General features: G+C 63.7%; 26 protein-coding genes. 18 read left to right on the forward strand and 8 right to left on the reverse strand.

Going from position 1 to position 23168, the window contains the following annotated elements; all coding sequences use genetic code 11:
- The first annotated feature begins 159 nt into the window (after positions 1–159).
- The 15 genes from rpsM (at position 160) to AKL02_RS02840 (ending at position 13126) form a co-directional block, all read left to right on the forward strand.
- Positions 160–528 carry a 30S ribosomal protein S13 gene (gene rpsM, locus AKL02_RS02770; protein WP_078521793.1) on the forward strand — a complete coding sequence of 123 codons (369 nt, stop codon included), beginning with the start codon at positions 160–162 and terminating at the stop codon, positions 526–528.
- Positions 529–543: 15 nt separating this feature from the next.
- Positions 544–933: a 30S ribosomal protein S11 gene (rpsK, locus tag AKL02_RS02775; RefSeq protein ID WP_078521791.1), complete on the forward strand. Its 390-nt coding sequence runs from the start codon at positions 544–546 to the stop codon at positions 931–933.
- 120 nt (positions 934–1053) lie between these two features.
- Entirely contained in the window at positions 1054–2070 is a 1017-nt protein-coding gene (locus AKL02_RS02780; RefSeq protein ID WP_075775948.1) for a DNA-directed RNA polymerase subunit alpha, read from the forward strand.
- Between the two features lie 140 nt (positions 2071–2210).
- Positions 2211–2630: a 50S ribosomal protein L17 gene (rplQ, locus tag AKL02_RS02785; protein ID WP_078521789.1), complete on the forward strand. Its 420-nt coding sequence runs from the start codon at positions 2211–2213 to the stop codon at positions 2628–2630.
- 245 nt (positions 2631–2875) lie between these two features.
- On the forward strand, positions 2876–3487 hold the full coding sequence (locus tag AKL02_RS02790) for an autoinducer binding domain-containing protein (RefSeq protein WP_078521787.1): 612 nt from the start codon (positions 2876–2878) through the stop codon (positions 3485–3487).
- A gap of 52 nt (positions 3488–3539) precedes the next feature.
- A complete protein-coding gene (locus AKL02_RS02795; protein ID WP_078545313.1) occupies positions 3540–4130 on the forward strand; it encodes an acyl-homoserine-lactone synthase in 591 nt (196 codons plus the stop codon).
- An 86-nt stretch (positions 4131–4216) separates the two neighbouring features.
- Positions 4217–5533: a replication-associated recombination protein A gene (locus AKL02_RS02800; RefSeq protein WP_083077700.1), complete on the forward strand. Its 1317-nt coding sequence runs from the start codon at positions 4217–4219 to the stop codon at positions 5531–5533.
- A gap of 44 nt (positions 5534–5577) precedes the next feature.
- Entirely contained in the window at positions 5578–5955 is a 378-nt protein-coding gene (crcB, locus tag AKL02_RS02805) for a fluoride efflux transporter CrcB (RefSeq protein ID WP_083077699.1), read from the forward strand.
- A complete protein-coding gene (locus AKL02_RS02810; protein WP_083077698.1) occupies positions 5952–6992 on the forward strand; it encodes an RluA family pseudouridine synthase in 1041 nt (346 codons plus the stop codon). The genes crcB and AKL02_RS02810 overlap by 4 nt, the downstream gene beginning before the upstream one ends.
- Complete coding sequence (locus AKL02_RS02815) at positions 6989–7654, forward strand: HAD-IA family hydrolase (RefSeq protein WP_083077697.1); 666 nt, start codon at positions 6989–6991, stop codon at positions 7652–7654. The genes AKL02_RS02810 and AKL02_RS02815 overlap by 4 nt, the downstream gene beginning before the upstream one ends.
- Positions 7651–8361, forward strand: coding sequence for an ATP12 family chaperone protein (locus tag AKL02_RS02820; protein ID WP_083077696.1), 711 nt, complete (start codon positions 7651–7653; stop codon positions 8359–8361). The genes AKL02_RS02815 and AKL02_RS02820 overlap by 4 nt, the downstream gene beginning before the upstream one ends.
- Before the next feature lie 219 nt (positions 8362–8580).
- Positions 8581–9597: an amino acid ABC transporter substrate-binding protein gene (locus AKL02_RS02825; RefSeq protein WP_083077695.1), complete on the forward strand. Its 1017-nt coding sequence runs from the start codon at positions 8581–8583 to the stop codon at positions 9595–9597.
- 137 nt (positions 9598–9734) lie between these two features.
- The gene (locus AKL02_RS02830) at positions 9735–10997 is read left to right on the forward strand and encodes an amino acid ABC transporter permease (protein ID WP_083077694.1); all 1263 of its coding nucleotides are present in this window, start codon (positions 9735–9737) and stop codon (positions 10995–10997) included.
- A 1-nt stretch (position 10998) separates the two neighbouring features.
- A complete protein-coding gene (locus tag AKL02_RS02835; protein ID WP_083077693.1) occupies positions 10999–12318 on the forward strand; it encodes an amino acid ABC transporter permease in 1320 nt (439 codons plus the stop codon).
- Between the two features lie 16 nt (positions 12319–12334).
- Complete coding sequence (locus AKL02_RS02840; protein ID WP_083077692.1) at positions 12335–13126, forward strand: amino acid ABC transporter ATP-binding protein; 792 nt, start codon at positions 12335–12337, stop codon at positions 13124–13126.
- Positions 13127–13244: 118 nt separating this feature from the next.
- On the opposite strand, the gene AKL02_RS02845 is transcribed toward AKL02_RS02840, so the two are convergent.
- The 4 genes from AKL02_RS02845 to argB form a co-directional block, all read right to left on the reverse strand.
- On the reverse strand, positions 13245–14228 hold the full coding sequence (locus AKL02_RS02845) for a malate dehydrogenase (protein ID WP_083077691.1): 984 nt from the start codon (positions 14226–14228) through the stop codon (positions 13245–13247).
- Positions 14229–14334: 106 nt separating this feature from the next.
- The gene (locus AKL02_RS02850) at positions 14335–14853 is read right to left on the reverse strand and encodes a SixA phosphatase family protein (protein ID WP_078521763.1); all 519 of its coding nucleotides are present in this window, start codon (positions 14851–14853) and stop codon (positions 14335–14337) included.
- On the reverse strand, positions 14850–15488 hold the full coding sequence (locus AKL02_RS02855) for a ferredoxin (RefSeq protein ID WP_083077690.1): 639 nt from the start codon (positions 15486–15488) through the stop codon (positions 14850–14852). The genes AKL02_RS02850 and AKL02_RS02855 overlap by 4 nt, the downstream gene beginning before the upstream one ends.
- Complete coding sequence (gene argB / locus AKL02_RS02860; protein WP_083077689.1) at positions 15481–16359, reverse strand: acetylglutamate kinase; 879 nt, start codon at positions 16357–16359, stop codon at positions 15481–15483. The genes AKL02_RS02855 and argB overlap by 8 nt, the downstream gene beginning before the upstream one ends.
- 149 nt (positions 16360–16508) lie before the next feature.
- On the opposite strand from argB, the gene AKL02_RS02865 reads away from it, so the two are divergent.
- A complete protein-coding gene (locus tag AKL02_RS02865) occupies positions 16509–17240 on the forward strand; it encodes an SDR family NAD(P)-dependent oxidoreductase (protein WP_078521758.1) in 732 nt (243 codons plus the stop codon).
- Between the two features lie 18 nt (positions 17241–17258).
- On the opposite strand, the gene plsY is transcribed toward AKL02_RS02865, so the two are convergent.
- Genes plsY through AKL02_RS02885 form a run of 4 tightly spaced genes read right to left on the reverse strand, consistent with a single transcriptional unit; the run spans position 17259 to position 20621 of the window.
- Entirely contained in the window at positions 17259–17867 is a 609-nt protein-coding gene (gene plsY, locus AKL02_RS02870; RefSeq protein ID WP_078521757.1) for a glycerol-3-phosphate 1-O-acyltransferase PlsY, read from the reverse strand.
- A 19-nt stretch (positions 17868–17886) separates the two neighbouring features.
- A complete protein-coding gene (gene pyrC / locus AKL02_RS02875) occupies positions 17887–19167 on the reverse strand; it encodes a dihydroorotase (protein WP_083077688.1) in 1281 nt (426 codons plus the stop codon).
- 10 nt (positions 19168–19177) lie between these two features.
- Positions 19178–19663 carry a hypothetical protein gene (locus AKL02_RS02880; RefSeq protein WP_078540184.1) on the reverse strand — a complete coding sequence of 162 codons (486 nt, stop codon included), beginning with the start codon at positions 19661–19663 and terminating at the stop codon, positions 19178–19180.
- The gene (locus AKL02_RS02885) at positions 19656–20621 is read right to left on the reverse strand and encodes an aspartate carbamoyltransferase catalytic subunit (RefSeq protein WP_083077687.1); all 966 of its coding nucleotides are present in this window, start codon (positions 20619–20621) and stop codon (positions 19656–19658) included. Before AKL02_RS02885 ends, AKL02_RS02880 begins: the two co-directional genes overlap by 8 nt.
- 98 nt (positions 20622–20719) lie before the next feature.
- Between AKL02_RS02885 and AKL02_RS02890 the strand changes: the two genes are divergently transcribed.
- The gene (locus AKL02_RS02890) at positions 20720–21544 is read left to right on the forward strand and encodes a uracil-DNA glycosylase (RefSeq protein WP_083077686.1); all 825 of its coding nucleotides are present in this window, start codon (positions 20720–20722) and stop codon (positions 21542–21544) included.
- A gap of 162 nt (positions 21545–21706) precedes the next feature.
- Positions 21707–23167, forward strand: a complete 1461-nt coding sequence (locus tag AKL02_RS02895; RefSeq protein WP_083077685.1) for an efflux RND transporter periplasmic adaptor subunit — start codon at positions 21707–21709, stop codon at positions 23165–23167.
- Position 23168: the final 1 nt, after the last annotated feature.

Genomic DNA, 23168 nt, shown 5'->3' on the forward strand with positions numbered 1-23168 from the left:
GGCGTTTACCTCTAGGTCACGGCGTCTCCGACGGGAATCGTTTCCGAGAAGGGAAGATTCTCGAGGGAGTTAATCGTGGGGTCCGAAGCGCCAGTTTCGGGCCTCGTGTTGTGAAAAAAGGGCCTGGGGTTACGGGCTCGCAACGAAAGGATACACGCTTTGGCACGTATTGCTGGCGTCAACATTCCGACCGGGAAACGCGTCCCGATCGCACTTACCTACATCACCGGGATCGGTCCTCACTCGGCTAAGCAGATCTGCGAAGCTACCGGTGTCGACGTGACCCGCCGCGTCAACGAGCTTTCGGATTCCGAAGTGCTCGCCATCCGCGAACATATCGACGCCAACTACACCGTCGAGGGCGACCTGCGCCGTGAAGTTCAGATGAACGTCAAGCGCCTGATGGATCTCGGCTGCTACCGTGGCCTGCGTCACCGTCGCAACCTGCCCGTGCGCGGTCAGCGCACCCATACGAATGCGCGTACGCGCAAAGGTCCGGCGAAACCCATCGCTGGCAAGAAGAAGTAAGGGGAGGCAGGACAAATGGCTCGTGATAAGGTTCGCGCTAAGCGCAAGGAACGCAAGAACATCGCCGCTGGCGTCGTTCATGTGAACTCCTCGTTCAACAACACCAAAATCCTGATCTCTGACGTGCAGGGCAACGCGATCTCGTGGTCGTCGGCTGGCACGATGGGCTTCAAGGGCTCGCGTAAGTCGACCCCCTACGCCGCTCAGATGGCTGCAGAAGATGCGGCCAAGAAGGCTCAGGATCACGGTCTGCGCACCGTGGACGTCGAAGTTCAGGGCCCCGGTTCGGGTCGTGAATCGGCGCTGCGCGCGCTGGCTGCGGTCGGTCTGACCGTCACCTCGATCCGTGACGTGACCCCGATCGCCCATAACGGCTGCCGCCCGCCGAAGCGTCGCCGCGTCTAATCAAGATTACGACGGTCGGGCCGTGCGGATTTCCCGTGCGGCCCGCCCGCATTTTTCGGTTTTATCCTCGGGCGTCCCCGACTTTGGGCATGGGTCTGGGACAGGTATGGAGGCAAACGCATGATCCACAAGAATTGGGCTGAACTCATCAAGCCGACGCAGCTTGAAATCAAGCCCGGCAACGACCCGCTGCGTCAGGCGACGATCGTCGCTGAACCGCTCGAGCGTGGCTTTGGCCTGACGCTCGGCAACGCACTGCGCCGCGTGCTGCTCTCGTCGCTTCAGGGCGCCGCGATCACCAGCGTACAGATCGACAACGTGCTGCACGAGTTCTCCTCGGTCGCAGGCGTTCGTGAAGACGTGACCGACATCGTCCTGAACCTCAAGGGCGTGGCTCTGCGTATGGACGTTGAAGGTCCGAAGCGCCTCTCGATCTCGGCCAAGGGCCCGGGCGTCGTGACCGCTGGCGACATCACCGAGACCGCGGGCATCGAGGTCCTGAACAAGGATCACGTGATCTGCCACCTCGACGATGGCGCCGACCTGTTCATGGAATTGACCGTGAACACCGGCAAGGGCTACGTCGCCGCCGACAAGAACCGTCCCGAGGATGCGCCGATTGGCCTGATCCCGGTCGACGCGATCTACTCGCCGGTGAAGAAAGTTGCCTACGAAGTGCAGCCGACCCGTGAAGGTCAGGTTCTGGACTACGACAAGCTGACCATGAAGGTCGAGACCGACGGGTCGCTCTCGGCCGAGGATGCGGTGGCTTTCGCTGCTCGCATCCTGCAGGACCAGCTGTCGATCTTCGTGAACTTCGAAGAGCCGGAATCGGCTGGCAAGCAGGACCAGGACGACGGTCTCGAGTTCAACCCGCTTCTGCTGAAGAAAGTGGACGAGCTGGAACTGTCCGTGCGTTCGGCAAACTGCCTGAAAAACGACAACATCGTCTACATCGGCGACCTGATCCAGAAGACCGAAGCCGAGATGCTCCGCACCCCGAACTTCGGCCGCAAGTCGCTGAACGAGATCAAGGAAGTGCTCTCGGGCATGGGCCTGCATCTCGGGATGGAAGTCGAAGATTGGCCGCCGGAGAACATCGAAGATCTGGCCAAGCGTTTCGAAGACCAGTTCTGATTGACGAATTGAGGGGCGTTGGCTAAACGCCCCTCCAATGCCCGGACTGCCGGGGACGATCTGGGTCACAAGACCCCAAGGTGAGCCGGTGACACGCATCGCTGGCCTGACAAAGCAAAACGCAAGATTGGAGATAGACAATGCGTCACGCACGTGGCTACCGCCGCCTCAACCGTACCCATGAGCACCGCAAGGCGCTCTTCGCCAACATGGCTGGCTCGCTGATCGAGCACGAGCAGATCAAGACGACCCTGCCGAAGGCGAAAGAACTGCGCCCGGTCATCGAGAAGCTGATCACGCTCGCCAAGCGCGGTGATCTGCACGCACGCCGTCAGGCGGCCTCGCAGCTCAAGCAGGACCAGTATGTCGCGAAACTCTTCGACATCCTCGGCCCGCGCTACAAGGACCGTCAGGGCGGCTACGTTCGCATTATGAAAGCCGGTTTCCGTTACGGCGACATGGCTCCGATGGCGATCATCGAATTCGTCGAGCGCGATCTGGACGCAAAAGGTGCGGCAGATAAGGCACGCGTCGAAGCCGAAGAGGCTGCCGAGGATTGATCCTCGCGATCGATTTCCCTGCGAAATCAATGAGAATTGCGAAATCCCGCCTATTAGGCGGGATTTTCTTATTTCCGCCTGCATTTTCCCGCATTTCTCACGCAAAAGGTTATTGCGCAGATGATGCGCATTCGCGAGTGTAAGCGCGTGGGCGGGTAGGGACGTAATGTCACTGTCGGAGCGAACTCCGCACGGCGCGAACACTTTTAAGTTGACCGGGTTAATTCCAAACTGTCTAAAAAGATATGTCGATACAGAGCAGAATCGATTTGAAACTTCGTGACTTGGATCGTTTAGCTCCAAGCGGTTATTTTGTTGGACTGCATATTCGTTTTACGGCGCCTTTGATGACGTTCCAGACTTACGACAAAGCCTGGCTCGATCATTATACCGCAAACGGCTATGTGCTCCGTGACCCTATGACTGCTTGGGGGTTTAGCGAGACCGGCTCAATCCGGTGGAGCGACCCGCGGTTACCCGATCCTTTCCGTCTCTTCGATGAGGCCAAACACTATGGTCTGATCTACGGGGCGACAGTCTCATGCGGCCCGATCCGGTCCCGTACTATCGCAAGCATGGCGCGCGATGATCGGGAATTCGACCTACCCGAGATCGAGACCTTTGAGCTTATCGTGCGCGAATTGCACGACATGACTCAACCGCCTGAGGAACTCACGAGAGCTCAGATCGAAGCCCTGCGCTGTGTTGCTGGGGGTGACCGACACGCGGCGGCGGCCGCGAAACTTGGAATTTCGGAAAGCGCGCTCAAGGCGCGGCTGAATTCTGCGCGCGCAAGACTGATGGCTCGGACGACCGCCGAAGCTATTCAGCGCGCAAAGGATTTCCGCCTGTTATAGTGTTGTTGACCCTCCGCACGGCTGTACTGTGACTAACCTGCAGGAGGAAGACATGCAGACCACTACGCTTTCGTTCACCAATTTTCATAATCACGGTGAGCTTTTCGCAAACATGCTGCGCGCCAGGCGCGAGCTCTTCATTGTCCAGAATAAATGGGATCTCCCAGAAGCGATGGGCATGGAATATGACCAGTATGACACCCCGGCGAGCCGCTGGGTGGTCGTCCATGACGAGCTGGGCAAGGTGCTGGCAGGCAACCGTCTGACGCCCACGACGACGACCTGCGGGATCTACAGCTACATGATCCGCGATGCGCAGCGGGGGCTGCTCGCGACGATCCCGTCCAATCTTCTCTATGACGAAGCTCCGGTCAGCGAGACTGTCTGGGAAAGCTCGCGTCTCTTTGTGTCCCACGATGTGCCGATGGCGATGCGCCGCAAGGTTCATGCGCGTCTCGTGCAGGAAATCGGCAATTCGGCGCGTGAACTCGGCGCAAGCTCCGCTCTTACCCTTCTGAACGCGAATTGGCCGCGTTGGGCGGGTCGGGTTGGCGTGGACATGACTGCGATGGGACCGGTGCTGGAGATCGACGGGATCAAGAACCAGGTCGTATCGATGAACTTTTCCCAAAACCTTCATTAAAGGGATGGGAAAGATTAGAGCCCCCGTGCGCCCCACACGCGCGGGGGCTTTTCGTTGGCGGAGCGAGACACTAGGTTCACGCCATCATGGCCGACCTATTCGACACGCCCCCCGCCCCCAATGCGCCTGCGCCCGAAGCGCCGCGCCCGCTCGCTGATCGCATCCGCCCGAAAACTCTGGGTGAGGTGATCGGTCAGGAACAGGTGCTTGGCCCCGACGGGCCTTTGGGGGCAATGCTGGCCGCAGGCTCGCTCGGATCGCTGATCCTCTGGGGGCCGCCGGGTGTCGGCAAGACCACCATCGCGCGACTGCTGGCCGATGCCTCCGATCGCGCCTTCGTCCAGATTTCCGCAATCTTCACCGGCGTGCCGGAACTGCGCAAAGTCTTCGAGGCCGCCAAGCTGCGGCGCGGGCAGGGCAGGGGAACGCTCCTCTTCGTCGACGAGATCCACCGCTTCAACAAGGCGCAGCAGGACAGCTTCCTGCCGCATATGGAAGACGGCACGATCATGCTGGTGGGCGCCACCACCGAGAACCCGAGCTTCGAACTGAACGCCGCTGTGCTCAGCCGGGCACAGGTCATGGTGCTGGAGCGGCTCGACCTCGCCGATCTCGAACGCCTCGCGCAGCGCGCCGAGAAAGCGCTCGATCGTCCGCTGCCGCTGACCGGCAAGGCGCGCGAGGCGCTGCTGGAAATGGCCGATGGGGACGGCCGCGCGCTTCTCAACCTGATCGAGCAGGTGGCGGCGTGGAAAGTCACCGGCACGCTCGACACCGACGCGCTGTCGACCCGGCTGATGCGCCGCGCAGCGAAATACGACAAATCCGGCGATGAGCATTACAATCTGATCTCGGCGCTCCATAAATCCGTGCGCGGATCGGACCCGGATGCTGCGCTCTATTGGTTCGCGCGGATGCTGGAGGGCGGCGAGGACCCGCGCTATCTCGCGCGGCGCTTCGTGCGCATGGCGGTCGAGGATATCGGGCTGGCCGACCCGCAGGCCCAGACCCATGCGCTCCATGCGTGGGAAATCTACGAGCGGATCGGCTCGCCCGAGGGGGAGCTGGCGCTGGCGCAGACGGTGATCTATCTCGCGCTCGCCCCGAAATCCAACGCGGGCTACGTCGCCTACAAAGGTGCGCGGGCGCAGGCGCAGAAGACCGGATCGGAGCCGCCGCCCAAGCATATCCTCAACGCCCCGACCAAACTGATGTCCGAACAGGGCTATGGCGCGGGCTATGCCTATGACCACGACGCCGAGGACGGCTTCTCGGGGCAGAACTACTTCCCCGACACGATGAAGCGCCCGGTCCTCTATCAGCCCGTCGAGCGTGGCTTCGAGCGCGAGTTGAAAAAGCGGGTCGACTGGTTTGCCAAGCTGCGCGAACAGCGCAAATCTTGACATTCAGGCCTGTGACCGCTCTTAGGGCGCCAAAGGAGACAGCGATGCTTTCTACGATCTTGCAGGTCGCGCTTGGCGGCGCGATGGGCGCATCGGGGCGGTACCTCGTCGGCGTCGGAATGATGCGCAGCTTCGGCGCGCAGCCTTTCCCGCTGGGCGTCATCACGGTGAATATCCTCGGCTCGTTCCTGATGGGCGCGCTCGTGGTGTTCGTCGGTGACAAGCAGCTGACCCATTGGAACGCCTTCCTCGCGACCGGCTTTCTCGGCGGCTTCACCACATTCTCCTCTTTCTCGCTCGAAGCCTATCGCTTGATCGAGAAAGGCGATGTCACATTGGCAGTCAGCTATATCGGACTGTCGGTCGGCGCGGGGCTTCTGGGCCTCGTCGCGGGCGTTCTATTGATGAGGGCCATGCTATGAGCGGCGTCCAGCATATCACCGTCACCGAGGACGAGGGCGAACAGCGCCTCGACAGGTTCCTGAAAAAGCGTTTCCCGCATCTGTCTCAGGGCATGATCGAAAAGTTCTGCCGCAAAGGCGATCTGCGCGTGGACAAGGGTCGGGTGAAGGCCAATTCGCGCGTCGCGCCGGGGCAGGAGATCCGCGTGCCGCCGATTCCCGATTCCGCGCCCGCGCCGAGGACCGAGGGCATTTCGGAGGAGGATGCGAAATTCATCCAGAGCTGCGTGCTGTGGAAGGACGAGCATATCATCGCGCTCAACAAACCGCCGGGGCTGCCCTCTCAGGGCGGCTCGGGGCAGGGCAATCGCCATGTCGACGGGCTGAGCGAGGCGCTGACATTCGGCTACAAGGACAAGCCGAAGCTGGTGCATCGTCTCGATAAGGACACTTCGGGCGTGCTGCTGCTGGCGCGCACCGACCGCGTCGCGCGCCGCCTGTCCGAGGCGTTCCGCGGCAAGACCACGCGCAAGATCTATTGGGCGGCCGTCGCGGGCGCGCCCGAACCGAAGACCGGCACGATCCGCTTCGGTCTGGTGAAAGCGCCGGGTCACGGGCGCGGCGGCGAAGGCGAGAAGATGATCTGCATCCATCCCGCCAAGGTCGACAAGACCGAAGGCGCCAAGCGCGCGACCACCGATTACTTCACGCTGCACATTCTCGGCCAGCGGGTCAGCTGGGTCGCGCTGGTGCCGATCACCGGGCGGACCCACCAGCTGCGCGCGCATATGGCCGAGATCGGCAGCCCGATCATCGGCGACGGCAAATATGGCGGTTCGAGCCAGGAGAACATGGGCGACGGCTGGGGCGCGCAATTGGGCGGCGAGATTTCCCGCAAGCTGCACCTGCATGCCCGTCAGATCAGCTTCGACCATCCGATCAGCGGCAAGCGTATCACGCTGACCGCGCCGCTGCCCGAGCACATGAAGCGGACCTGGAACCTGCTGGATTGGCACGAAAAAGACGTGCCCGCCGATCCGTTCGAGGATCTGAAATGAAGCTCGCGATCTTCGACGTCGATGGCACGATCTCGGATAGCCAGAACCACATCACCCACGCGATGACGATTGGGTTCGAGGCGGCAGGCCTGCCGGCCCCGTCGGCCTCCGCCGTGTTGCAGATCGTCGGTCTGTCGCTGCCGCTTGCGGTGGCGCGGCTTGCGCCGGAGCACGATGCCGAGACGCAGGCGCGCATCGTCGAGGGATACAAGCAAAGCTACAAGACCGCCCGCGCGGCTTCGCCTGCGCCGCTCTATCCCGGGGCAGAGGCGCTGCTGCGCAAGCTCGCCGCGCGCGACGACATGCTTCTGGCGGTCGCCACCGGCAAGTCCCGCCGCGGCCTGCGGGCACTGATCGAGTATCACGGGTTGGAAAGGCTGTTCGTCAGCCAACAGACCGCCGACGATCACCCCTCCAAGCCGCACCCGTCGATGATCGGCGCGGCGTTGAGCGAGGCGGGCGTGGACGCACGCGACGCGGTGATGATCGGCGATACCAGCTTCGATATCGAGATGGGCCGCAGCGCGGGCGTCGCGACGATCGGCGTGCGCTGGGGCTACCACGCGCCGCACCTGCTCGAAGCGGCGGGCGCGCATCAGATGGTCGATGATTTCGACGGGCTGGAAACGACACTTCTGGATCTGTGGGAGATGAGCGCATGAGCGAATGGGCGGCCAAGCGGTTCTGGACGAAAACCACCGTCACCGAGCACGCCGAGGGGTTTGGCGTGGCGCTGGACGGGCGTGCGGTGAAGACGCCGGCGAAAGCCGCGCTGACCGTGCCGACCCGCGCCTATGCCGAGGCCATCGCGGCCGAATGGGACGCGCAGGACGGCGCGATCAAACCCCATACGATGCCCGTCACCCGCTCTGCCAATGCGGCGATCGACAAAGTGGCGCATCAGCATCCCGAGGTCGTCACCCATGTCTGCGAATTCGGCGGCACCGATCTTCTGTGCTACCGCGCCGAGGCTCCGACGGAACTGGTCGAGCTTCAGAGCGCGAAATGGGACCCGCTGCTGGAATGGGCGGCGCAAACCTATGGCGCGGAGCTGAAGGTCACGACGGGCATCCTGCCGGTCGATCAGCCTGCCGACCATCTGGCGCGGCTGGAGGCGGAGGTGGCAAACCTCGACCCCTTCGCGCTGGCAGCTCTGCATGATCTCGTGGGCATCACCGGCTCCCTCGTCCTCGGGCTGGCGGTCACCCGCGGCAGGCTCTCGGCCGAGGAAGCATGGGAGCTCTCGCGGCTCGACGAAGACTGGCAAATCGCCCAATGGGGCGATGACGAAGAGGCAGCGGAGATCGCAGCACACAAGCGCGAGGCGCTGTGTGACGCGGCTCGAATCTGGACGCTCACCGAAAGGTGACCGCCTGGGATTCTCACGCCGCTTATTGACCTGCCAAAAGCATCGGCAGTTGCTGACGATTTACGCAGGGGCTCTCACGAATTCCGGAAACTAGCCTTGACCTTCTTTGATCGGATGGACCAAACTTTCGTTACTCCGTGTCATGGAGACACGATCGACCAGGTCCGTGAGGGACCAAGAACCGCTCTGTCAGAGCGGCGACAACAGGAAGAGGTAAAAATGAAGAAATCCGTCTTTTTCGGCGCGCTGACGGCTGCGACGCTGACTGCCGGTCTGGCTGGCGCGGCCACGCTCGATGACGTGAAATCGCGCGGAGAGCTGATCTGCGGCGTGAACACCGGTCTCGTGGGCTTCGCCGCGCCGGATGCCAACGGTAACTGGTCCGGCTTCGACGTCGCGGTCTGCCAGGCCGTCGCCGCCGCTGTGCTGGGCGACCCCTCGAAGGTTAAATACGTCCCCACCTCGGGCCAGACGCGCTTCACCGCGCTCGGTTCGGGCGAAGTGGACCTGCTCGCACGCAACACCACCTGGACCTTCTCGCGCGACACCGACCTGAAGCTCCAGTTCACCGCGACCAACTACTACGACGGTCAGGGCTTCATGGTCCGCAAGGATTCGGGCGTGACCTCGGCCAAGGAACTCGACGGTGCGTCGATCTGTATCCAGACTGGTACCACGACCGAGCTGAACCTCGCCGACTACTTCAAGGCCAACAACATGTCCTATCAGCCGATCACGGTTGATTCGAACGCCGAGGGCGAACAGCAGTTCCTCGCCGGCGCTTGTGACGCCTACACCACCGACGCGTCCGGCCTCGCCGCGACCCGCGCCGCTTTCGCGAACCCGGCCGACTACGTGATCCTGCCGGAAATCATCTCGAAAGAGCCGCTGGCTCCGGCCGTCCGTCAGGGCGACGATCAGTGGACCGACATCGTCCGCTGGACCGTCTTCGCGCTGATCGGTGCTGAAGAATACGGCGTGACCTCGGCCAATATCGACGAGCTGGCCAAAGGCACCGACAACCCGGAAGTCAACCGCCTGCTCGGCACCGAGGGTGACCTCGGCGCGATGATCGGCCTCGACAAGGATTGGGCCGTCAAAGCCATCAAGGCCAACGGCAACTACGGTGAAATCTTCGCCGCGACCATTGGCGAGCAGACCCCGATCGGTCTGGCCCGTGGCCTGAACGCTCAGTGGACCCAAGGCGGTCTGATGTACGCTCCTCCCTTCCGCTAAGAAGGGCCCGGCAGGGGCGCGGTTCAATCCGCGCCCCTGTTCCGTTTTCAAGAGACCGTGCGTAGGGGAGACATCCCCATTAAGGCCCGCAAGAATGGCCAGACAAAAATAACGACGCGGCAACAGGGGAAATAAGAATGACAAGCGCGCCCGACGCGCCGGAGCAGGGCTTCCGGCTCAGCCAGCTTATCTATGACACGCGTTATCGCTCCCTGACGATTCAGGCGATCGTCTTCATCCTCGTGATGGGCGGCGCGGCATGGCTGGTGGACAATGTGATCCAGAACCTCAACGACCTCGGGAAGGATTTCAATTTCTCCTTCCTCGGGCAGAGGGCCGGTTACGATATCGGCAATGCGATCATCCCGTATAACAACGACATGAGCCACGGACGTGCGCTGCTTGTCGGCCTCATCAATACGCTCTGGGTGTCCTTCCTGGGCTGCGTCGCCGCGACGATCATCGGGATCTTCGTGGGCGTGCTGCGCCTGTCGAAGAACTGGCTCGTGGCGCGGCTGATGACCGTCTATGTCGAGGTCTTCCGCAACATTCCGGTGCTGCTGTGGATCCTGGTGGCGATCGCGTTGCTGACCGATGTGGCCCCGTCGCCCAACGCCTATAAGGTGAACCAGCAGACGGGCGAGGCACAGGCTTCGATGCTGCTCGACTCGGTCGCTTTCACCAACCGCTACACCGCGATCCCGTCGGTGCATTTCGATCGCTCGCTCGGTTCGCTCGACACGGCGCTTGCACCGATCTCGCTCAACTTCCTTGCGCTGGTGATCGTGCTGATTGCTTCGATCTGGGTGAACAAGCGGATGCTGACCCATGCCGCTAAAGTGCAGGAGTCGACCGGGGTCCGACCTACAATGTGGTGGAAGAGCGCGCTCGTGCTGATCGCGCCCGTTGTGATCCTCGCCATTGCGCTCGGGATCAATCCCGAAGAGCCCCAGATCAAGGGCTTCAACTTCACAGGCGGCACGAACGTGTCGAACTCCTTCGTGGCGCTCTGGCTCGGCCTGTCGCTCTATACGGCGGCCTTCATCGCCGAGATCGTCCGCGCCGGTATCCTCGCCATCTCGAAAGGCCAGACCGAGGCCGCCTTCGCGCTGGGTCTGCGGGCCAATCGCACGATGAGCCTCGTGATCCTGCCGCAGGCGCTGCGGGTCATCATCCCGCCGCTGATCTCGCAATATCTGAACCTGACGAAGAACTCCTCGCTCGCGATCGCCGTGGGCTATCTGGAACTGCGCGGAACGTTGGGCGGCATCACCCTGAACCAGACCGGGCGCGAGCTTGAGGCGATCACGCTGATGATGCTGATCTACCTCGCGATCTCGCTGTCGATCTCGGGCGTGATGAATGTCTACAACAATCGCGTGAAGCTGAAGGAGCGGTGAGATGAGCGATACACAAGCCCATTCCGTCGCCTATGTCCGCGACACGATGCTGCCGCAGCAGCCTGCCCCGGCAGGGCAGTCCGGTGCGGTCCAATGGCTGCGCGAGAACCTGTTCTCGGGCTGGCTGAACACGTTGCTGACCCTTCTGGGCGTGGCCTTGATCTACACGCTGGTCATGCATTTCCTTCCCTGGTTCCTGCATGGCGTCTGGGACGCCAACTCGATCAAGGAATGCCGCACGATCATCACCGACCGTTACGGCGAGGGCGCGACCGGCGCCTGCTGGGCGGTGATCCGCGAGCGTTGGCACCAGTTCATCTTCGGCTTCTACCCGCCGGAGCTTTACTGGCGCCCGATCCTGACCTTCCTGCTGCTCTTCGTGGCGGTTGGCCCGCTTCTCTTCACCTGGGTGCCGCGCGTGCTGGCCTGGTTCACACCGGTCTACCCGTTCCTCGCCGTCTGGCTGCTCTGGGGCGGGTCCGGCTGGACGCCGATCATGATCTTCGCAGGCTTCGTGCTGGGCGCGGCGATCCTGTTGCTGCTGTCACCGCGGCTTGGCTCGATCATGGCCTTCTCGATCGGCGCTTTCGTCGCGATCCTCTACTTCCTCTTCGTGGTGGGCCTGCTCATCGGCGGGTTGCAGGCGATCCTGCCCTGGGGGCTGGAATCGGTGGACTCCGCCAAGTTCGGGGGCTTCCTGCTGGCGATCACGCTGGGCGTGGGCGGCATCATGATGTCGCTGCCGCTGGGGATCGTGCTCGCGCTCGGGCGGCAATCGGACATGCCGCTGGTCAAAGGCTTCTCGGTGGTCTTCATCGAGTTCATCCGCGGCGTGCCGCTGATCACGCTGCTGTTCGTGGCCTCGCTGCTGCTGAACTACTTCCTGCCGCCGGGCACGAATTTCGACATCATCCTGCGGGTGATGATCCTCGTGACCTTCTTTGCCGCGGCCTATATCGCCGAGGTGATCCGCGGCGGTCTGGCAGCACTTCCGCGGGGCCAATACGAGGCGGCGGATGCGCTGGGTCTCGATTACTGGAAGGCGCAGCGGCTGATCATCCTGCCGCAGGCGCTGAAGATCTCGATCCCGGGCATCGTTTCCACCTTCATCGGCATGTTCAAGGATACGACGCTGGTCGTGTTCGTGGGTCTCTTCGACCCGCTCAAGGGCATCCCGGACTTCATCCGCGCCGACTTCAACTGGAAAGGCATCTACTGGGAGCCCTTCATCTTCGTCGGCGCCATCTTCTTTATCCTGAACTTCGCCATGTCGCGCTACTCGATGTCTCTCGAGCGTCGACTGCAGCGTGATAACCATTAATCGGGGACTAGACACAATGACCGAACCGCAATTCGAACGTCAGGTCGACCGCAGCCATATGCAGGTCTCCGACGAGGTCGCGATCCAGATCGAGAACATGAACAAGTGGTATGGCCAGTTCCACGTCCTGCGCGACATCGATCTGACCGTGCAGCGTGGCGAGCGTATCGTGATCGCCGGGCCTTCGGGCTCGGGGAAATCGACGCTGATCCGCTGCATCAACCGTCTGGAGGAACACCAGGCGGGCAAGATCATCGTCGACGGGATCGAGCTGACGAACGACCTGAAGAACATCGACAAGGTCCGCCGCGAAGTCGGCATGGTGTTCCAGCACTTCAACCTGTTCCCGCATCTGACCATTCTCGAGAACCTGACGTTGGCTCCGATCTGGGTGCGCAAGACGCCCAAGAAGGAAGCCGAAGCGACGGCGATGCATTACCTCGAGAAGGTGAAAATCCCCGAGCAGGCCGACAAGTATCCCGGCCAGCTCTCGGGCGGTCAGCAGCAGCGTGTGGCGATCGCGCGTTCGCTGTGCATGAAGCCGCGGATCATGCTGTTCGACGAGCCGACATCGGCGCTCGATCCGGAGATGATCAAGGAAGTGCTCGACACGATGATCGAGCTGGCGGAAGAGGGGATGACCATGCTCTGCGTGACCCACGAGATGGGCTTCGCGCAGGCGGTGGCGAACCGGGTGATCTTCATGGCCGACGGTCAGATCGTCGAGCAGAACAACCCGCATGACTTCTTCAACAACCCGAAATCCGAGCGGACCCAGCAGTTCCTCAGCCAGATTCTCGGGCACTGAGGGCAAGCTGGGGGTTTCACACCCCCAGACCCCCGTGGGATATTTCCGCCAAGGCGAAGAATTAAAAAAGGGGCGGCGCGAATACTCGTGCCGCCCCTTTTCTATATTCGGGTCTGATTTAAAGCAGGTCGGAAACCGCTTCGCGTTCTTCTTCAAGCTCGCCGACGGTGCGCGCCATCATCTCTTTCTGGAAATCGTTGAATTCCAGACCTTCGACGCGCTCGTAATGACCGTCCTTGCAGATCACCGGCAGGCCCACCATCAGCCCCTCGGGGATGTCGTAGAGGCCGGTCGACGGCACGGCCATCGACACCCATTTGCCGTCGGTGCCGTGGATCCAGTCATACATGTGATCGATCGCGGCGTTGGCGGCGGAGGCGGCCGAAGAGGCGCCACGCGCTTCGATGATCGCAGCGCCACGGGTCGCGACCTGCGGGATCAGCGTCTCGCGATACCAGGTCTCGTCGCCGATGATCTCGGAGAGCTTGCGGCCCTTCGCTTCGGCTTCGGTCCAGTCGGCGAACATGGTGGGCGAGTGGTTGCCCCAGACCACGAAGCGCTCGATGTCGTCGACATGCAGATCGGCTTTCGACGCGAACTGCGTCAGCGCGCGGTTATGGTCGAGCCGGATCATCGCGGTGATGTTCTCGGTCGGGAAGTTCGGCGCGTTGGCCGCAAGGATCATCGCGTTGGTGTTGGCCGGGTTGCCGACGACCACGCATTGCGCGTCGCGCTTGGCAGCCTTGTCGAGGGCTTCGCCCTGCACGCGGAAGATCTCGGCATTGGCCGACAGCAGGTCGCGGCGCTCCATGCCTTTGGTGCGTGGGCGCGAGCCCACGAAGAACGCGGCATCGATATCGGTGAAAGCGGTCACCGGATCATCGGTCACAACGGTGCCGGCGAGCAGCGGGAAAGCACAGTCTTCCAGCTCCATCACCACGCCACGCACCGCGTCGAGCGCCTGCGGCAGGTCCAGAAGCTGCAAGATCACCGGCTGATCGGGACCGTAGACATCCCCCTTGGCGATGCGGAACAGCAGCGCGTAGCAGATCTGACCGGCAGCCCCGGTGACGGCGATGCGTTTCGGCGTTTGAGCGGACATGGAAACCCTCCTGTGATGATTACGCCAGAGAGATAGGGCACAGGCGCGCGGCTGGCCATAGAAAACCGTGCCCTAACGTCACGATCACGGGAGGGAAAAGCTGTGTTCAGCCGCGCCGGGTCGGCGTGAAGAAATCGAGCACCGATCCCTGTCCCGGCTGCACCTCGTCCCAGCTGTCGATCTGGAAATCGACGATGAGCGTCGCGCAGGTCGGGAAGCGGCGGAAATCGGGATCATGCAGCGCGCGTGCGGGCAGACGATGGGCGAATTCCGCGATGCCCGGGTTATGGCCCAGCATCATCACCGTCGGCGCCGAGGCGGTGCGCAGGACCTGCAGCATCATCTCGGGGGCTGCGTGGTAGAGATCCTCGACATAGCTAACCTCCGGCCGCGTCTCGATCACGGCGCGCTCTACCCGGTCCCATGTCTCGCGGGTGCGAGTCGCCGAGGAGCAGAGCACCTCTTCCGGCTCCAGCCCGCGCGACGCGAGGAAATCGCCCAGTTCAAGCGCAGCCGCGCGTCCGCGCGCATTGAGCGGGCGATCACGATCTTCCATCGCCGGGTCGTCCCAGCTGGATTTGGCATGGCGGGTCAGGATCAGGCGGCGATAGCCGAGCGGTGTCATGGGTGGAACTGCCTCATATGCCATGCGGATTGCTGAGGCAGCCTGCCATAGCTTTCACCTGCCGGGCAAGCGCGTCTTGCAAGACAGCCGTGATCGCGACAGGCCGCGCCTTCGGGGCGGTCGAGATGCGCGTGACAGCTTTGCGTGTCGTAACCGTCGGGTTTGAGCGCATCGACCGGGCAGGCGGTGGTACAGGGCGCAGGACATCCGATGCAGGGATTGGCGGCGGGCGCGGGCAGGGGAAGCAAGCCAGGCAGGGCCAGCGCGCCCCGCACCGAGGCCCAGAGGCCCATATGCGCATGGCACATCAGATGGACCGGCGAGGCGAAACTCTGGCCGCTTTTCACGGCCCAGCTTACGAAAGGCTGCCAGGGCGGGCCGGTGAAGGGAAAGAGCGCGCGGGCTTCAAATTGCCGTGCGAGGGCGCCGATCACCCGCGCAGACCAGCGGTCCAGCGGATCGGGCGCGTCCTCGGCGAATTCCGGCTGAGCGGTGACGTGATCCCAGAAGCCCGGCTCATCGGGCGAGATCAGCGCGATCGTCTCGCCATCCTCATGCAGCAGCCCCGACACGAAGAGCCGGTGCGGGGCCAGCGCCGCGGCGAGGGGCGCGATTACCGGCGGCGTCTCACTCACTGCGCGGTTTCACGCGCGGCTCGGTCGAGCGGATCATCGAACCCGCGCCATGTTCGGTGAACAGCTCCAGCAGGCAGGCATTGGCGACGCGCCCGTCGACGATGACCACCGCGCGCACGCCCTCATCGACCGCTTTCAGCGCGGTTTCGACCTTCGGGATCATGCCGCCCGCGATGGTGCCGTCTTCGATCAGGGCGGTCACGTCCTCGGGGGTGAGCTGGGTCATCACCTCGCCCGCCTTGTTCTTCACGCCCGCCACATCTGTCAGCAGCAGCAGGCGATCGGCGCGCAGCGCGCCGGCGATGGCACCCGCCGCCGTGTCGCCATTGACGTTGAAGGTCTCGTTATCGGCCATGCCGGTCGCGACGGGCGCGATCACCGGGATCATGCCCGCATTATAAAGGTCGCGGATCACCTGCACGTTCATCTCGACCGGACGCCCGACGAAGCCCAGTTCGGGATCGTCCGCCTCACAGACCATCAGATCGTCATCCTTGCCCGAGATGCCGACCGCGCGGCCGCCCTGATCGTTGATCGCCTGCACGATGCGCTTGTTGACGAGGCCCGAGAGGATCATCTCGACCACTTCCACAGTGGCCTTGTCGGTGACGCGCTTGCCGCGCACCCATTGGCTCTCGATGCCGAGCTTGCCCAGCATCTCGTTGATCATCGGTCCGCCGCCGTGCACCACGACCGGGAAGATGCCGACCTGACGCATCAGCACGATATCGCGGGCGAAATCGGCCATCGCCTCTTCGTCGCCCATCGCGTTGCCGCCGAATTTCACCACGACCACGGCGCCGGTATAGCGTTGCAGGTAGGGCAAGGCTTCGGAGAGGGTGCGGGCGGTGGCGATCCAGTCACGATCCATGGTCTGCTTTCTCATCTGGCTGGTCCTCGGGCAGGGTGGTCCCATCTTGCTAGACCGTTCGCGCCGGGTTTGGAAGGGCGCAATCGGGGCCGTTGCGCTCGGAACAAAACCGACTAGGGTCGGGAGCGCGCTGACGGGGAGTTCGAGTGATGGATGATCGCAAAGTAATGCTGCTGACGGGGGCGAGCCGGGGCATCGGCCACGCCACGGTGAAACGCTTCGCCGCCGAAGGGTGGCGCGTCATCACCTGTTCGCGCCAGCCTTTCCCCGAGCAATGCCCGTGGGGCGGCGGGCGCGAGGATCATATCCAGGTCGATCTCGCCAAGCCCGACGAGGTGATCGATGCGATTGCCGATATTCGCAGCCGGATCGACGGGCGGCTGCATGCGCTGGTCAACAATGCAGGCATCTCGCCGAAAGGGCCCGAGGGCGAGCGGCTTAATACGCTCGACACCGATCTGCGCACCTGGGGGCAGGTGTTCCACGTCAATTTCTTCGCCTCCATCGTGCTCGCGCGCGGGTTGGTCGAGGAGCTGTCGGCGGCGCAGGGGGCGGTGGTCAACGTAACTTCGATCGCCGGGCTACGGGTGCATCCTTTCGCGGGGGCGGCCTATTCGACCTCGAAAGCTGCGCTGAAGGCGCTGACGCGCGAAATGGCGCATGATTTCGGGCCGCTCGGGGTGCGTGTGAACGCCATCGCGCCGGGCGAGATCGAAACCTCGATTCTCAGTCCCGGCACCGAGAAGATCGTCGAGAAACTGCCGCTGCGCAGGCTCGGTCAGCCGTCGGAGGTGGCGGATGTGATCTGGTTCCTGTGCTCTGATGCGTCGAGCTACGTCACCGGCACCGAGATCGAGGTGAATGCCGGTCAGCACGTCTGAGGTCGCGTCCGGGACGGCTCAGGTCTTCTTGCCGATTTTCGGCTCCGTGCCCATCGCGAGACGCGCGATATTGGTGCGGTGCCGCCAGAAGATCAGCACCGACAGGCCCGCCGCCAGCATCATCAATTCGCGATAGCCGAGGAAATAGGCCAGCGGCACCGTCGCCGCCGCCGAAACCAGTGCCGCGAGCGAGGAAATCCGCGTCAGCAGCGCCGTGACCAGCCAGACGGCGCAGGTCGCAAGGCCGACGGGCCAAGCCAGCGCGATCATCGTGCCGAGGAAGGTCGCAACCCCTTTGCCGCCCTGAAAGCGCAGCCAGACCGGATAGATATGGCCGATGAAGGCCGCCGCGCCCGCCACCTGCGCGGCGGTTTCGCCCAGCGTGTAGCGTGCGATGAGAACCGCAATCGCGCCTTTGCCGCTGTCGAGGAGCAGGGTCGCAAGGGCCGCGCTCTTGCTGCCGGTGCGCAGAACGTTCGTCGCGCCGATATTGCCGGAGCCGATTTTGCGCAGGTCGCCCAGTTTGAAAAGCTTGGTGATAACGAGCCCAAACGGCACAGATCCGAGCAGGTAGCCCAGTGCAGCCACCAGCCCGAGCCATGCTGACCCGTTCTCAATTCCCGGCATAAGCCTGCCCTCGCCTCATTTATGAGTCGTTATTGTTGTCATAAACCTGCACCCCCGCGACGAATGTGGCAAGCGTTTTGCCTTCCATTCGAGCAGTATCGAAGGGGGTATTCTTCGATTTTGAGCGCAGTTTGAAGCGATCGAGCACGAAAGGCGCGTCCGGATCGAAGAGCACGAGGTCTGCCGGAGCCCCTTCGCAAAGCCGTCCCTGCGGCAGTCCCAGACGCTTCGCGGGGTTCAGCGACATTGCCCGGAACAGCTGCGGCAGCGTCAGCTGACCGGCATGGTAAAGGCGCATCGCGGCGGGCAGGATCGTCTCGAGCCCGACCGCGCCGGAGGCCGCTTCCTCGAAGGGCAGGCGCTTGGATTCCTCATCAGCGGGCGTATGCAGCGAGCAGATCACGTCGATCGTGCCGTCGGCCACCGCCTCGATCACCGCGAGCCGGTCTTCCTCGTCGCGCAGCGGCGGCGTCAGTTTGAAGAAGGTCCGGTAATCGCCCACGTCGAGCGCGTTGAGCGTCAGGTGGTGGATCGAGACCCCGGCGGTCACATCGAGCCCGGCTTCTTTCGCGCGCGTCAGCGCGGGCAGGGCCTTCGCGGTGGTGATCTGGTCGGCGTGATAGGCGAGGCCCGTCATCTCCACCAGCGCCAGATCGCGGTCGAGCCCCATCCGCTCGGCCATCGGGGATACGCCCGGCAAACCCCGCAGCGAGGCGAATTTGCCCGAAGTCACCGCGGTGCCTTTCGACAGGACCGGCTCTTGCGGATGGCCGATCACCAGTGCGCCCAGATGGGCCGCATAGGTGAAGGCGCGTTGCAGCACCTTGGTCTGATCCGAGACGCGGGTGACATCGGTGAAGGCCACCGCGCCCGCATCTTTCAGAAAGCCGATCTCGGTCATCTCCTGCCCGTCGCGGCCCTTGGTCAGCGCCGCCATATGCAGGATGCGCACCGGCGCATCCGCCGCGCGGCGGGTGACGAATTCCAGCGTCTCGGGATTGTCGATGGCGGGCTGCGTGTCGGGACGGGCGATGATGGTGGTCACACCCCCGGCTGCGGCGGCCAGCGCCGCCGTGCGGAAGCTTTCCATGTGGCGCTCGCCCGGCTCGCCGATCTTCACGCCCAGATCGACGATCCCGGGCGCGAGGTATTTGCCGCCGCAATCGATCACTTCGGCATCGGCGGGAGCGGACATGTCGCCGATCGCCGCGATCAGGCCTCCGTCGATCACCACGTTGCCGGTGGTTTCGGTCAGCGCTTCGGGGTCGATCAGCTTGGCATTTTCGAGGAATAGGGTCATGCGTCGTGCCTCACTTCGCCACCAGTTTGCGCGCGGCCTGCGCGCTCTCGATCTCGCGCACCACGGGCCCCGCATCGGCGAGGTGGCGGATCAGATGCTTGTCGCCCGCCGTCGTCACGACCTGCACATCGCCCATCAGCGAGCGCACGCCGGAGATTTGCAGCAGCATCACCTGTTTGCCCTGCGGCCCGATCAGACGCTTGTCCGTCAACTGCCAGCGCCGCGCGAAGGCTTCTGAGCGGAAATAGAGCCCGCGTGCCGCCATGCCGACCACGACGGCGAAGCTCGCGATCACCACCTGATCGGGCTTGCCGAGCCAGAACAGCACCGTCGAGATCAGCACCGCACCGATCACCGCCAGCACCGCGTGATCGGTCCAGTAGCGTTTCTTGTCTGCGGTAAAGACGGCCAAAACCTTCTCGCCCTCGTCCAGCGGCAATTCGCTTTCGGGGCCGGGGCGGTAGTTGAGAACTTCGTCGCGCTCGATCTTAGACATAGGTGCCCTCCGTGAGCGCGCGCCCGCGCTCGGCCCGCAGGTTGCGCGCCAGCAGGTCCATCACCGCCATGCGCACCGCCACGCCCATCTCGACCTGTTCCTGAATGACCGAGCGGTTGATGTCGTCGGCGATCGTGCCGTCGATCTCGACGCCGCGGTTCATCGGGCCGGGATGCATCACGATCGCGTCTTCCTTGGCATAGGCGAGCTTCTCGGCATCCAGCCCGTAACGGTGGAAATATTCGCGCTCGGACGGGATGAAGCCACCATCCATCCGCTCTTTCTGAAGCCGCAGCATCATCACCACATCGGCGTCGCGCAGCCCCTCGCGCATGTCGTGATAGACTTCGCAGCCGAACTCCTGAACGCCCGAGGGCATCAGGGTCGGCGGCGCGATCAGGCGCACGCGGTTTTCCATCTTGCCCAGCAGGATCAGGTTGGAGCGAGCGACGCGGCTATGGGCGACATCGCCGCAGATCGCCACCGTCAGGCGCTTGATCCGGCCCTTCTCGCGCCGGATCGTCAGCGCATCCAGAAGCGCCTGCGTGGGATGTTCGTGCTTGCCGTCGCCCGCATTGATCACCGCGCATTCGACTTTCTGCGCCAGCAGATCGACCGCGCCGGACGAGCCATGCCGCACCACCAGAAGATCCGGGTGCATCGCGTTCAGCGTCAGCGCGGTGTCGATCAGGGTCTCGCCCTTCTTCACCGACGAGGTCTGCATCGACATGTTCATGACGTCCGCCCCGAGCCGCTTGCCCGCAAGCTCGAAACTGGATTGGGTCCGCGTCGAATTCTCGAAGAACATGTTGATCGCGGTCATCCCCGCCAACGCGTCGGTCTTTTTCACCGTGCGACGGTTCAGATCCACATATTTTTCGGCGAGGTCGAGAACGGTGAGGATATCCTCGGGGCTCAGATGTTCGATCCCCAGCAGGTGCCTTGGGCGAAAAGCCATTGCGCGATGCTCCGGTTAGACTTCGATGCTTATGGCAAACGGGGGGGCGGGCGTCCAGCCGCTTTACCGTCGCAGCACCCATGAGGTAGGGTCGCGCAATGGAGACTCAGCCGACACCGGAACTCGACTATCACGCCGCTCTGGCCGCCCTCGAATGGCAGCTGGAAATGGGCGTCGATACGGTCATCGGCGATACGCCTGTCGATTGCTACGCGTTGCCCGACAAATCGGCGCAGGCCAAGGCGAAGGCCCCCGAGGCCGCGCCCGCGCCGGACCGGGAATTGCCGCCGGTCGCGCAGATGGCGAAAATCGAGGGTCCCGATCCGGTCGTCGTCGCAGGCGATGCGGCGGGTAAGGCCGACACGCTCGAGGCGCTACGCGCCGCCATCGACTCCTACGAGATGTGCGATCTGAAGCTCGGCGCGCGCAACACTGTCTTTGCCGATGGCAAGCCCGCCGCGCGGGTAATGATCATCGGCGAGGCGCCGGGGCGCGAGGAGGACCAGAAAGGCCTGCCATTCGTGGGCCGCGCCGGTCAGCTTCTCGACAAGATGTTCGGCGCGATCGGCCTCTCGCGGCAATCGCCCGATGCCGAGGCGGCACTCTATATCACCAATGTCCTGCCCTGGCGTCCGCCGGGCAATCGCGATCCCTCGCCTGCCGAGATCGCGCAGATGCTGCCGTTCCTCGCCCGCCATGTCGATCTGGCCGATCCCGACCTGATCGTTCTGATGGGCAATGCCGCCTGTGCGGCGGCGCTGGGCAAGCGCGGCATCCTGCGGCTGCGCGGCACCTGGGCCGAGGCCTTCGGGCGGCCCACGCTGCCGATGACGCACCCGGCCTATCTGCTGCGCAACCCGGCCGCCAAGCGCGAAGCCTGGGCCGATCTTCTGCAAATTCGGGCCCGTCTCGACCAAGCGTAAACCGCGCCAAACGGTCGCGCTTTCGTGAAAAAGTGACGGACGTGGCGCCGTGACGCGTAGAGATAACCATTCCCTGCACCTATTTCGGCAAGGTAACATGGAAATCGCGCGACCGTGGGCAATTGCGAGCGCCCGCAGCACTGACGACAGATCGGAGACGCCATGCGCTTTCTCACCCGCTCCCTGATGGGGCTGTTTCTTCTGGCGCTGACCGTCGGCCTGCTGGCGATCGGCGGCTTCTCGATCTTTCAGGCGATGCAGGCCCGCAATGCCGAGAGCGGGCGCGCGCCCACCGCGCGCGAACGGGTTTTTGCGGCCAATGTGATCCCGGTCACCTTCAAGACGATGTCGCCGGTGCTGACCGCCTATGGCGAGGTGCGCTCGACCCGCGAGCTGGAGCTGCGCGCCTCGGCGGCGGGCACGATCGTCGAGCTTGCCTCCGATTTCGAGGATGGCGCGGAGGTCGAGAAGGGCGAGCTTCTGGTCAAGCTCGACCCGGCGGAGGCGCAGGCGGCGCGCGACAGCGCCGCGGCGACCGTGGCCGAGGCAGAGGCCGCGCTTGCGCAGGCGGAGCGCGCTTTGGCCATATCGAAGGACGATGTGACAGCGGCGCAGCGGCAGGCGGACCTGCGGCTCAAGGCGCTCGACCGGCAGCGCTCGCTCTCGGAGCGGGGCGTCGGCTCGGCGGCCAATCTGGAAACCTCGGAACTGGCGGCCTCGGCGGCCGATCAGGCGGTCCTAAACCGCCGCTCGGCATTGTCGACCGCGCAGGCGCAGCTCGATACCGCGCGCACCTCGCTGACCCGCGCCAAGATCAGCTTGACCGAAGCCGATCGCAAACTGGCTGATACTGAAATTCGCGCCGAATTCTCGGGCCGTCTGGCCGAGGTTAACGCGGTCGCGGGCGGGCTGGTGTCGAATAACGAGATGCTGGGCAAGCTGATCGACCCCAACGCGCTGGAAATCGCCTTCCGCGTCTCCACCGCGCAATTTGCGCGCCTGATCGATGATCGGGGCGCGCTGCGCGATCTGCCCGTGGGCGTGGAACTGGTCGCGGGCGAGGAGACGCTGACCGCCAAGGCCGAGCTGTCGCGCGTCTCAGCGGCGGTCGATGACGGGGTGACGGGGCGCCTGCTGTTTGCGCGCGTCACCGAAGGTCTCGGCAATCTGCGTCCGGGCGATTTCGTGACCGTCCGGCTGAAAGAGCCCGCGCTCGAGAATGTCGCGGAGATACCCGCCGCGGCGGTCGATGCGGATAGCACGGTTCTGGTGCTCGGTCCGGAAGACCGTCTGGAAAGCGCCGATGTCACCGTGCTGCGCCGTCAGGGCGACGCTGTCATCATCCGTGCCAAATTCGCGCCCGGCACCGAGATCGTGGCCGAGCGCACGCCGCTTCTGGGTCGCGGGATCAAGCTGCGCCCGATGCGCCCCGGTCAGCCGCAGGCGGCCACCGAGCCCGAGACGATCAATCTCGATCCCGAGCGCCGCGCCAAGCTGGTCAGCTTCGTCGAGACGAATACCGCGATGCCCGACAACGCCAAGAAACGCTTTCTTGCCGAGTTGAAGCAGGACGAGGTGCCCGTCGCGACCGTCGAGAAGCTCGAATCCCGGATCGGAGGCTGAG

Origin of the sequence: Thioclava electrotropha, from assembly GCF_002085925.2 — a bacterium.
GTDB lineage: Bacteria > Pseudomonadota > Alphaproteobacteria > Rhodobacterales > Rhodobacteraceae > Thioclava > Thioclava electrotropha.